The sequence below is a fragment of the Halomonas sp. PAMB 3232 genome, from assembly GCF_031954225.1.
Lineage (GTDB): Bacteria > Pseudomonadota > Gammaproteobacteria > Pseudomonadales > Halomonadaceae > Vreelandella.
Map to the genome: position 1 here is coordinate 1,000,869 of NZ_CP134865.1, position 12,013 is coordinate 1,012,881.

At 63.2% G+C, this 12,013-nt stretch carries 8 protein-coding genes; 3 read left to right on the forward strand and 5 right to left on the reverse strand.

The window, feature by feature from the left end:
- Nucleotides 1-17 precede the first annotated feature (17 nt).
- Nucleotides 18-1,871 (reverse strand): 3'-5' exonuclease, encoded by a 1,854-nt coding sequence (locus RN346_RS04710; RefSeq protein ID WP_311962306.1) that lies wholly within the window; start codon nt 1,869-1,871, stop codon nt 18-20.
- 186 nt (nt 1,872-2,057) lie between these two features.
- Here RN346_RS04710 and RN346_RS04715 point away from each other — a divergent pair, with 186 nt between their 5' ends.
- Complete coding sequence (locus RN346_RS04715) at nt 2,058-3,356, forward strand: MFS transporter (protein WP_311962307.1); 1,299 nt, start codon at nt 2,058-2,060, stop codon at nt 3,354-3,356.
- On the opposite strand, the gene RN346_RS04720 is transcribed toward RN346_RS04715, so the two are convergent.
- Together RN346_RS04720 and RN346_RS04725 are read right to left on the reverse strand one after the other, a co-directional pair.
- Nucleotides 3,353-3,874, reverse strand: a complete 522-nt coding sequence (locus RN346_RS04720; protein WP_263584769.1) for a hypothetical protein — start codon at nt 3,872-3,874, stop codon at nt 3,353-3,355. The two genes, RN346_RS04715 and RN346_RS04720, sit on opposite strands and share 4 nt — an antisense overlap.
- Nucleotides 3,875-3,908: 34 nt before the next feature.
- On the reverse strand, nt 3,909-5,366 hold the full coding sequence (locus tag RN346_RS04725; RefSeq protein ID WP_311962308.1) for a Na+/H+ antiporter NhaC family protein: 1,458 nt from the start codon (nt 5,364-5,366) through the stop codon (nt 3,909-3,911).
- 208 nt (nt 5,367-5,574) lie between these two features.
- Between RN346_RS04725 and RN346_RS04730 the strand changes: the two genes are divergently transcribed.
- Nucleotides 5,575-7,713, forward strand: a complete 2,139-nt coding sequence (locus RN346_RS04730) for a TonB-dependent siderophore receptor (RefSeq protein ID WP_311962309.1) — start codon at nt 5,575-5,577, stop codon at nt 7,711-7,713.
- A 68-nt stretch (nt 7,714-7,781) separates the two neighbouring features.
- On the opposite strand, the gene RN346_RS04735 is transcribed toward RN346_RS04730, so the two are convergent.
- Together RN346_RS04735 and RN346_RS04740 are read right to left on the reverse strand one after the other, a co-directional pair.
- Nucleotides 7,782-8,690 (reverse strand): sucrase ferredoxin, encoded by a 909-nt coding sequence (locus RN346_RS04735; protein WP_311962310.1) that lies wholly within the window; start codon nt 8,688-8,690, stop codon nt 7,782-7,784.
- Entirely contained in the window at nt 8,687-9,532 is an 846-nt protein-coding gene (locus RN346_RS04740; RefSeq protein ID WP_311962311.1) for an ABC transporter ATP-binding protein, read from the reverse strand. The genes RN346_RS04735 and RN346_RS04740 overlap by 4 nt, the downstream gene beginning before the upstream one ends.
- Before the next feature lie 305 nt (nt 9,533-9,837).
- Here RN346_RS04740 and RN346_RS04745 point away from each other — a divergent pair, with 305 nt between their 5' ends.
- Nucleotides 9,838-11,976: a TonB-dependent receptor gene (locus tag RN346_RS04745; RefSeq protein WP_311962312.1), complete on the forward strand. Its 2,139-nt coding sequence runs from the start codon at nt 9,838-9,840 to the stop codon at nt 11,974-11,976.
- The last annotated feature ends 37 nt before the right edge of the window (nt 11,977-12,013 follow it).

The window sequence follows — 12,013 nt, forward strand, 5'->3', positions numbered from 1 at the left end:
TTCAAAGACGCTGCTTCTCAGGCCGAGGCCAGCTCGCTCAGCCGCTCGGTATACCAGTTCACCTTGCTCCCGGTCACCATCAACCGTCTTCGCGCTCGGGTCATGCCCACATACAGAAGCCGCGCTTCCTGGGCCTGCTTCTCCTCGGCGGAGTCGAGCGCGCCGAGGCCGCTGAGCAGTACCGTGTCGAACTCCAGGCCCTTGCTGCTCTGGCGGCTGAGCAGGACCACTTCCTGGGCCTGCGGGTCGTAGCGGTGTTTATCGAAGGATTGCTGCAGGCAGCGGCTGGGAATGCCGGCGCTTTGAAGCGCCTCGTGGAAGCGCTTTCCCTGAGCGTTGCTGGTATAGACCACTGCGATGCTGTTCAGCTCGGTTCCGTGTTCCTGCCAGGTCTGAATACAGCGCACCAGGTAGTGGGCCTCGGCGTCGTCGCTTTTGAAGGCTCGAAACGCGGGTTTAGGGCCGCTGACGCCGGCTACTTCCGGGGCGATGAGCGGTACGTGGTCGTCGTCACCATCGTGCGCCGTGAGGAAGTCCTGGGCGAACTCGTAGGCGAAGCTCAATATCTCGCGGGTGTTGCGGTAGTTGAGCTTGAGGATGGTGGTGCGCCCGCGCGCCTGAATACCGGCGGAGGAGAGCGGGAATTTCAGCGCGCCTTTCTGGTAGATCGACTGGGCGTCGTCGTAGAGCAGCAAAAGCGAGTTGGTATCGGGGTCGATCATCTGCACCACCAGCTTGAGCCAGGCCTGTTCGAAATCGTGGCCCTCGTCGATCATCACGGCGGCGTACTGGGCGCGGGGAATCTGCCCCTGGTCGACGGCGTGAATCACGCTCTCCACCTGGCGCTCGTACACCGGGCGGCTGCCGGGCAGCAAATCGACGTGGTACGTCTTGAGTTGTTGCCCGCACCATTCGTGAAAATGGTGCACCTTCACCTTTTCGGTCAGGCCTTTTTCGGCGATGAAGCAGCGAAGCCTGGCAGCCAGCGTGATGTTGAAGCAGAGCACCAGAATCGGCTTGGTGGTGGCCTGCGCCAGGTGCAGGCAGCGATAGCCCAGGATCAACGTCTTGCCGGAGCCGGCCACGCCGTGGATCACCCGGTGGCCGTCGCCCATGCTGCGCGCCAGTAGCTCCTGCTGCAGGTCCATCACGCGCACGATATCCGGCACCGCGTTCGTGGCCGGCGCCTCACTCTGCTCTTCGTCGCCGAACAGATCGCCGGTGGGGGCGTCGATGCGCACTTCCGGAAAGAGCTGCCAGCGAATGCGATCGAGCTGGGGCAGGGTGAGCTTCTCGCCGAAGCGGTAGTCGAACATGGCCCACAGCCGTTCCTGAAACGCTTCCGGGTCGGCGGTGGCGAGCATCTCGTCCTGGCAGATCAAGCGATGCCCCGGCAGCACTCGCTCCTGGGCTTCCTCGCTCATGGCCTCGTCCCATTGGCGTCGGGTGATATTGGGAAAAATCACGCCGAAGCCGTAGGGAAAGCAGAGCTTGCCCTGGTAGCGGCCATCGCTTTGGGTGAGCTGCGGGTCACGCTCCAGCTGGTCAAGAGCGGTAAAGGCATACTGGCGCGCCTGTATCAGCGGATTGCTCACCGTCTTGCGCCCCTTGGGGGTGTCGATGACCGCGCTTTCCGGTGTGATCGAGTGCAGGGTATCGAGCTTCCAGTCCTTCACTTCGAGAAACAAAAGCCCTCGCGCGGGGTGCAGCACGATGAAGTCCGGGTAGCGGCGCTGCCGCCCGAGCGGGATGTCGTACCAGACGATGTAGTCGTCCTCGAGCAGGCTATCCAGGCGTTGGGCCACACGGCGCTCGCCGGGCGTCATGCGGGCACGGGGAATGGTCGAAAGCGCAGGAATGAACGTGGCCATGGCGTGAAGGCTCCGCAGTCGGGCCATTGACCCAAGGGTGAAGTTTTATTTGGTTGCTTGATTCTATCCGCCGTGCCTGCCACCCGCAATTGCGCTCGCGGGTGGCCCTCTTTATGCATGGTGTTTTGTCAGGCTCCAACCGATTCCCTTGAGATGACCGGCGCGCGCCCGGCAAGGAGGCTTCCCATGCGCTCATTGGCAATGCTCAGGCCGGTGAAATCGATTCTCTATAGCGTGGCGCTGCTGCTTTTAGGCAACGGCCTGCTCAATACGCTCTTGAGCCTGCGCGGGGTGAGCGAGGGGTTTTCCACCGTGCTGCTGGGGCTGGTGATGTCCGGCTATTTCGTCGGGTTCATTTGCGGTACCTGGGTGAGCCGGCGGCTGATTCGGCGGATGGGGCACATTCGCACCTTCGGCTTTTGCGCCTCGCTATGCGCCACCGTGGCGCTGTTGCACCTGGTGTTCGTCACGCCCTGGGTATGGCTGCCGCTGCGGGTGGTCTACGGGCTCTCGTTTATCACGCTGATCACGGTGATCGAAAGCTGGCTCAATAGCCAGGCGGCCAGCCACGAGCGTGGGCGACTCTTTGCCGTCTACATGGTGGTCAATCTGGGGGCGCTGGCCATCGCGCAGCAGTTTTTGCGGATCTCCTCCATCGAGGGGTATCTGCTGTTCGTCATTATCGCGATGTTGATCAGCTGGGCGGTGCTGCCCATCACGCTTACCCGGCGGGTGCAGCCGAAAGTGAGCGAGCGCCCGAAAAGCAGCCTGCGCGCGCTTGTAGGCTTTGCGCCGCTGGCGGTGGCGTCGGCGGCGCTTTCCGGGCTTGCCATGGGCGCATTCTGGTCGATGACGCCCGTTTACGCCGACCATATGGGGTTCGATCTGGCCGGGGTAGGACTGGTGATGAGCACAGCCATCGTCGGCGGGGCGCTTTTGCAGATTCCCATCGGGCGCTTTTCCGACAAGCACGACCGGCCGGTAGTACTGACCTGGGTGGTGCTGGGCGCGGCGCTGATAGCGCTGATGATGCCTTTCGCACCGAACCAGGGCGCGCTGCTGGCGCTCTATTTTCTGTGGGGCGGACTCGCGTTTTCGCTCTACCCGCTGGCGGTAGCGCAGCTGATCGATCAGCTCCACCCGGACGAGATCGTGGCAGGCTCGGCAGACATGCTGGTGATGCACGGCGCCGGCTGCGCGCTGGCCCCGCTGGCGGCGGGCACATTAATGCACGCGGTCGGGGACCAGGGCCTGCCGTTTTATATCGCTGGCGTGTTCCTGCTGCTGGGGCTTTATGCCCTTTACCGCCGCCGGCGGGTGCGGGCGCTGAAGACCCACACCGCCCATTTCGAGCCGATGGTGCAAAGTAGCGCCGAGGTGCTGAGCATGATGTTCGACGACGTTCAGCCGGACCTGTTCGACGACCCGAGCTTTTACGAGGCGCAGGAGCGCGAGCGGCTGGCGACGGTGCTTCGCGAGGGTTAGCCCGGTGGCCGCTTGTGATTCGATGTTGCAATCACCAGGCCCACCACGATCAGCATACCAAGGGGGATCATCCAGCCGCCGAAGAGGGCGTTGACGTTGGCCGTGCCCAGCGCGCTGGTACAGCCAAAGCCTCCGAACCCGAAGGCGCAGTTATAGGGCTGGCGCTCCAGCGAGACGACCAGCCCGATCCATAGCGCTATGCCGGCCACGGCGGTGAAGAGCATCGCGCCCACGTGCCGGGAGCAGCGCAGCAGGGTGCGAATCGCCACCCATACCAAAAGTGCATAGGGCACCACCCAGCCCACCACCGCCAGCCAGTTATGCAGGGAGTCCTCGACGAACACGAAGGTCATGTTCATGCGCGGGTCGCAGGCCAGTTTTACGGCCTCATCCGCCGGGCGATGAGCGCCCCACAGAACATCGGAGCAACTGTAGGGCGTATAGGCCAGCCCCCAGGCGGCTAGCCAAACCGGCAGGCAGAGGGCGGCGATGATGAGTAGCGTCCGATGGCGTGGCACGGCAGGGCTCCGCGGGTCTATTCGAGTGTGCTTATCAAAGCATCATCGCCGCCACCCAGGCAAACAGCAGCATGCCAAGATTGGCGTGCAGGAACATCGGGATGACGCTGTCGCGGATATGATCGTGCTGGCCGTCGGCGTTGAGCCCGGCGGTGGCACCAAGCGTAATGGTCGAGGCCGGCGAGCCCGCGTCGCCGAGTGCGGCCGAGGCGCCCAGCAGCGCCACCGTGGCCATGGGCGAAAACCCGAGCGCCAGCGCCAGCGGAATATAGATGGGCGCGAGAATCGGCACGCTGGCAAACGAGTCGCCGAAGCCGATGGTGATGAAAAGCCCGACGATCAGCATGAGCGCCGCGCCGAGCATCATGTTGCCGTCGAGCAGCTCGGCGGTGGCCGCCACCAGCGAGCCGATCTCGTCGGTGGCGCCGAGCACGCCGGAAAAGCCCGAGGCGAGCGTGATGATGACCGCGATCTGGGCCATCATGCGCATGCCTTCGGTGAAGACGTCGTCCTGTTCCTGCCAGCGAAAGACGCCACTCACTCCCAGAATCACGAAGCCCACCAGTGCCCCTACCAGCAGCGAATCGACCAGCAACTGACACACCAGCGCCGCGCCAATGGCCAGCACCGTCGCCAGTAACTGGCCAGCGTTGGCTCGGCGGCGCGGAGCGTCGGTGGCAAGCTCGGTGGCCGGTAGGGTGTGGTACTCGCGGGGTTTGCGGTAGCTTACGAAGATGCAAAACGCCGCGCCGACCAAAAGCCCCATCACCGGCAGAAACATGGCCTGGGGCACCATGGCGGCGGTGACCGAAAGGCCCAGTGGCTGGCCGATGTCGTTGACATTGCTCAGCAGAATCTCGTTGAGATAGATCGCCCCGAAGCCCGTGGGCAGCAGCAGGTAGCTTGCGCTGATGAAGCAGCCGAGTATGCAGGCCACCGCGCGGCGGTCGATCTTCAAGCGGTTCATCACGCCCAGCAGCGGCGGAATCAGAACGGGGATGAAGGCAATATGCACCGGCACGACGTTTTGCGACATGATCGAGGCGACCATCAGCGTAAGAAAGAGGCTCCACTTCACGCCCTTGTTGGTTGCGCCTTCCTGCCAGTCGAGCTTCGAGGCGATGCGGCGGGCCAGCATATCCAGCAGCCCGCTTCGCGCGATGGCCACGGCAAAGGCGCCGACCATCACGTAGGTCATGCCGACCTGAGCGCCGGTCAACAGGTTCTCGTTGAAGGTCGCGATCGCCTCATTCATCGTAAGCCCGCCGTGAAGCGCGCCGAGCAGGGCGGCGCCGATCAGCGCGATCGCCACCGGCATCTTCAAGAGACAAAGCGTCACCATCAGTGTGATGGTGAGCACGGCGGTGTTGATGTGGTAATCAAGCGCCAGCGCCGCCCCGTAGATCAGGACGAAAAGCCCAAGCGTGGGCAGCACGCGCCGTTTAAGAAACGCATCATGCTCGGGGTGAGGGCGTGAAGGCGAAGAGTTCATGCACTTTCCTTTTGTATCATCGTAGGCTGGCCGGGGCGCCGGCGCGGGATGATAGCAGATCGCGTAGAGGCTTAGCGCCATTGACGAAAAAGGCGCCTGGTAATGCCCTTTCAACGCGTGTTGAGCGCTGCGATTTGTGGTCGTGAATAAAAATATCTATCATTCGCTTTACTTGATCGTCACCTTGCTCTTTAACGAGACCGACTACATGTATTCCAAGCCCTTCGCCGTTGCGCCTTTATCGTTGGCCGTTCGCCGCTCGATACTTCTTTCTCTAACCGGGGCGCTGGGCGTTGTGCCGCTGGCCGCACTGGCTCAGGAGCAAACGGTGACGCTGGGCACCACCACGGTGACCGCCACGGCGCTCAAGGTCGACACGCCGGATATCGAAACGCCACGCTCGATCTCCACCGTCAGCAGTGATGCGCTCGACACCCAGGGCGTGCGCACCTTCGATGAAGCGTTCCAGTACCGCTCCGGTGTCACCTCGCAGCCCTACGGCGACGACAACAACGCGGACTGGTTCCTGCTGCGTGGTTTCAGCGCTGAAAGCGCGACCTACCAGGACGGCCTGCGCCTGTTTCGTACCGGCGGCTACTTCTGGTGGCTCACCGAAACCTTCGGCCTCGAGCGGGTCGATCTTCTCAAGGGCCCGGCCTCTATCCTTTACGGCGAGGCGCCTCCGGGCGGGGTGATCAACGCGATCAGTAAGCGCCCGACGCGTGAACCTCAGGGCACCATAGAGCTTCAGGCGGGCAACCACGACCACCGCCAGGTCGCCATCGATACCGCCGGCCCGGTGGGTGAAAACGAGGATGTGCGCTATCGCATGGTCGGGCTCTACCGCGACCGGGACGGGGAACTCGACGGTACCGGCAGCGAGCGCTACTACTTCGCACCGAGCCTGGCGGTCGATTTTAATGACGACACCACGGTGACCTTTCTGGCCAGCGTCCAGAAGGACCGCGGCACGCCGACCTCCGGTTTCTTCCCGGCCATGGGCACCGCAAACGCCACGCCGCTTGGCCGGATCGACCCGCAAACCAACTACGGCCAGCCGGATTTCGATACCCTGGATCAGCGCCAGACGTCGCTTGGCTACGAGCTCGAGCACCAGATCAACGACACCTGGGAGTTTCAGCAAAACGCCCGCTATGCGCATCTCGATCTCGAGCTCAAGAACGTTTACCCCAACTCTTTCGTTACGCCGCCGCGCAGCATTTCCCGTGGGGTGATCGACCGCGACGGTGATTATGACGCCTACACCCTCGACAACCGCCTAATTGCGCGCACCTATACCGACAATACCGAGAACACGCTACTGCTCGGCGCGGGCTATCAGAAGCTCGACTTGAACTACGTCAACCGGGACAGCTTCCGCACCCTGGGCGACGGCTCGAGCTTCTTCGCCAATATCGACACCGTCGATCTCTACCAGCCGGACTACGCGGCCTTCAGTGAGCCTGACACCGGCGACCCCACCCGGCACGACCTGAGCCAGCGCCAGTTCGGCTTCTACGTGCAGGATCAGCTGCGCGTCGCAGACAACTGGATCTTTCTGGCCGGCGCCCGCTACGACAACGTCAAAAGCTCCGAGGATTTGAGCGATACCACCGGCCGCTCTGATCAGGGCTACGACGACGAGCAGGTATCGTTGACCGCCGGCGCCATGTACCTGGGCGATAACGGCATATCGCCCTACGTAAGCTACAGTGAATCCTTCACGCCAGTGGCGGGCAGCGGCCCGAGCGGCGAAAGCTACCGGCCGCTGGAAGGCCGCCAGCTCGAAGCCGGGGTCAAGATCGCGCCGTTCGACATCGACGGTTATGTCACCGTCGCCGCCTTTGATGTGGAGGAGGACAATACCCTGATCTCCACCGGCGCACCGGTGCAGGAGCAGGCCGGTGAGCGCCGCTCGCAAGGCCTGGAAGTGGAGGGGGTGGGCTACTTGACCGATGCACTGCAGCTTACCGCCGCCTATACCTACACCGATGCGCGCTATGACGTCAGCGACGCTCAGCAGGATGAGCGCGTGCCGCTGGTACCGCGCCACTCCGCCTCCGCACGGCTCGATTACGACGCCAGCCAGTTCGTGCCCGGCGTCTCCGTCGGTGCCGGCGTGCGCTACGTGGGCGAAAGCGAGCCAAGCCCGGGCAGCAGCGTCGAGGGCAGCGTGTCCTCGGCCACCGTCTTCGACGCCGTAGCCAGCTACGATTTCAACCCGAACTGGACCGCCCAGGTGAACGTCAACAACCTGACCGACAAGGAGTATGTCAGCGGCTGTGACTTCTACTGCTACTACGGCGCCTCGCGCAGCGTGATCGGCAGTATTAGCTACCGCTGGTAGGATTTTTGCTCGTGTTCAAAAAACCCGGCTCAGGCCGGGTTTTTTGTGGGCGCTAGAGGGCGCGGCCATCAAGTTTTCATCGCCTCGATACGAGTAGCCTGCCAGACAAGGCTTTCCGTAGGGCCCTGGTCGAGATCGGCGCAGGTGTCGACGCGTAAAAGCGCCATGCTCTGGCACTGCACCTCGAACGTGGTGGTATGGCCGCCCTGCTCGCACTGCCAGCAAAGCGTGCGCTGCTGCTCGTCGCCCTGGTCGTCGGTCAGCGTCAGCTGGGAAAAGGGTGCCTCAAACTCAAGGCGTTCGAGCAGTGCCACCTCGGCGCACTGCTGGGCCGGGGTGAGCCGCGAGTCGCCCCGGTAGCCGGGCAGAAACCGCCGGCCGCTGGCTTCAGCGCGCAGAAAGGGCAGCACCTGTTCGGGGCGAAGGCGACCGTACTTACGCACGCGGGGCAGCACGACGAGGCTGGCGGCCAAGCGGCACCCGCCCAGGTGGCTGCTCTCCCATACATCGAAAGGCAGGGCGTGCTCCAAAACGGCGGCGGCCAGCGCCTTGTAGGTGCGGTAGCCGTATTTCGCACAGCACTTGTCCTTCTTGCCGTGCGTGCAGCACAGAATCAGGTCAGCTTCCGGCGGTGCCTGCTCCCACCGGGCAAGCGAGTGGCCCTGGCGCCATCGGTCGAGAAAGTGGGAAAGCTCGTCGCGCGCCACGTCGAAGCGGCGCCGTTCCGGCATCAGAAAGATCTGATGGCAGGTGGCGTCCTGCGACCGGCGGTGAATCAGGTTGACTCGCCGGCCGGTGGCGGCGATCTCATCCAACTGTGTTTTCAGCGAATCTGCCATGTCGCTTGCGTGGCGCAGGTTACGCTGCCACTTGGCCCGGGGCCAGCTGATCAGCAGGTTGCGCTCGGCGTGGGCAGCGCTGCCCGCCAGCGGGTCGTGCTGCTGCTGGCTCAGCTCGGCGCAGAAGGTGTGGGTCATGAGGCTTTTCGCTGCGCAAGGCTGCCGGGCGGGCGCTCCGGGGCGCGCTTTCGCGGCACGCAGATCGGGCGGCCGCTTTCCGGGTCCTTGAGTACCTGGGCGTCGAGTTCGAACACGCGCGCAAGGTTCTCGGCGGTGAAGACCTCGCCAGGCGCGCCCTGAGTCACGATGCGCCCGTCGCGCATCAGCACCAGACAGTCGGCGTAGGCGGCGGCCAGGTTCAGATCGTGCAGTACCAGTAGCAGCGTGCGGTTTTTCTCGTGGGCGAGCCGCGACAAAAGCTCCAGAAGATCCACCTGCACTTTCAAGTCCAGAAAGGTGGTGGGCTCATCGAGCAGGATCAAGTCGGTCTGCTGGGCCAGCACCATGGCGATCCAGCAGCGCTGGCGCTGGCCGCCGGAAAGCGCATCGACGCCGCGCTCGGCGAAGGCGCCAACGTCGGTGTAGGCCATCGCCTCGCGCACGGCCTCATCGTCCTGGCGGGTGTTTTTCTGCCATAGCCCCTGGTGGGGAAAGCGGCCCATGCCGACCAACTGGCGAACGCTCAAGCCTTCTGGTGCCACCGGGCCCTGGGGCAGAATCCCCAGGCGCTTGGCGACCTCGCGGGTGGGGCGCTGGTGAATGTCCTTACCGTCCAGGTAGACCTGCCCGGCGCTGGGGGCGAGCGTGCGCGCCAGCGTCTTGAGCAGCGTAGACTTGCCGCAGCCGTTGGGGCCTAAAAGCACGGTAAGCCGGCCCTGCTCGATGGCGATATCCACACCTTTCAGCACGGGCTCGATGTCATAGCCGGCGCGAAGGCCAGCGCCGGTCAGGCGAGAAAGCGGGGGCGAAGAGAGCGTCATGAGCGGGCTCGTGCAGTCGGCGAACGGGGCAAACCCTAGGATAAAACATTCTCATTTTCAATATTTCCCGTTTTAACTTCCTCGTCCGGTACGAAATATCGCGACCCATAAAAGAGCATGAGCGCACGAATGTATCGAACGCGGTGTTTCATTTTATAGAAAATAAGCGTCTAATATGCGCAATACAATCATTATCATTTAGATGCTCGTTTGTACTGCAAGCCTCTCTGCGCACCACCGCAAGGCTCATCCAAAAGCGGTTTAAAAAGCGGTTAAAAAAACTTTTAAAAAAGGGGTAGGACAAGGTGAATATCGATAAACGCATGGCCGTCTGGCCAACGGTCACGCTCGTCGGGCTGGTCGCGGCGACTCAGGGCTTTGCTCAACAAGCGGCGCTCAATGAACCCGTTGAGCGCGGCAGCGCTGAGCCGACCATGGTGGTCACCGCCTCGCGCACCAATGCAACCGTCGAGGACTCGCCGCAGACGGTGCGCATCATCAGCGAGGAGGAGATCACTCAGCAGCGCCAGATGACCAGCGACTCATCGCAGATCCTCAGCAACCTGCTGCCGTCCTATTCCCCCAGCCGCCAGAAGATGAGCGGCAGCGGCGAGACGCTAAGAGGCCGCACGCCGCTGATCCTGATCGACGGTATTCCCCAATCCAACCCGCTACGCCCGACCGGGCGCGAAGCGCACGCCATCGATTTCTCGATGGTCGAGCAGATCGAGGTGATCCAGGGCGCCAACGCCACCAACGGCGTGGGCGCGGCGGGCGGGGTGATCAACCTGATCACCAAGCGCCCGGAACCCGGCTCCTTCAACCAGTACGTGGAGGGTCAGGTCACCACGCCCACCCGTGAGCTCGATAGCGAAACGCTAAGCTACAAGGCGGGCTACGGCGTGAGCGGCAACAGCGGCGACGTGGATTATCTGTTCTCGGCAAGCGTTGAGGACCAGGGGCTGTTTCTGGACGGCAACGGCGACGCGGTCGGGGTGGACAACACCCAAGGCGATTTGATGGATTCGCGCTCATTCGATCTGCTGGGCAAGCTTGCCTACTGGATCGACGACGACCAGCGGCTGCAGTTCACGCTCAATCACTACGATATCGAAGGCCACAACGACTACTTAAGCGTCACCGGCGACCGCGCCAGCGGCGTGGTCACGACCTCGCGGCGCGGCACCCCCGAAGGCGATGCGCCCTACAACCGGGTGTGGACGACCGGGCTTGGCTATGACCATTTCGATCTGGCCGGCATGCAGCTCAGTGCCCAGGCGTTCTACCAGGACTACGAGGCGCTGTTCGGCGCGACCGACTCGGCGACCTTCCAGGACCCGGCGCTGGCGCCGGTGGGCACCTACTTCGACCAGACCCTGGCGGCGACCACCAAGTTCGGCACCAAGGTCTCGTTGACCCGAGATGATCTGTGGGACGAGCGCCTGAAAGTGACTCTGGGTTTCGATACGCTGTTCGATGAAACCGAGCAGTATCTGTACACCAGCGATCGTACCTACGTGCCGCCCACCGACTACACCGATCTCTCGCCGTTTGTGCAGGCGGACCTGCGCCCGGTCGATTCGCTGTTGTTTTCCGCGGGCGCGCGCTACGAGTACGCCAAGCTCGACATCGACAGCTACCGCACCGTGGCGGCCAACAACGGCGTGGCGGTGGAGGGCGGTGACCCCAGCTTCAACGAAACGCTCTATAACCTGGGCGCGGTCTGGAGCCCGGTCGCGCACTGGAGCCTGTTCGCCAACTACTCCGAAGGCTTTTCGATTCCGGACGTGGGGCGCGCGCTTCGCGGCATCAGCACGCCAAATCAGTCTGTCGATAGCATCGACAACCTCGCCCCAATCGTCACCGACAACATCGAAACCGGATTGCGCTTCGAGAACGGCCGCCTGGCGGCACAGCTCAGCTACTACGAATCCTCGTCGGATTTCGGCAGCCGCCTGACCGAGATCGACGACGTCTTCTACATGCAGCGCCAGGAGACCAAGATCCAGGGCGTCGAGGCCGCGCTGGACTACCAGTTCAACGACCGCCACTCGGGCCGGGTGGCCTACTCGCGCATGGACGGGCGTTATGACAGCAACGAGGACGGACGCCTGGATGCCAAGCTCTCGGGGCTCGATGTCTCGCCGGATCGTCTGACCGCCAGCTGGTCGGCGAACTGGACGGATAACCTCTCCACCTTCGTGCAGGCCAACTACGCCTTCGATGAAACCTTCGATGAGGCGAACCGCGAGTTCGACGGCTATCTGCTGATGGATGCGGCGGTGGGTTACCAACTGCCGGTGGGTCAGGTCAACGTGGGGGTGTCCAACCTGCTCGACGAGCAGTACGTGACCTACTACTCGCAGAGCGCGCTGGTCAACGACGAGCGCTACTTTGCCGGTCGCGGGCGCACGTTGACGCTGGGCTATCGTCTGGATTTCTAACGCCCACAGGATCGGGAGGCGGGGTGAAGATCGAGCG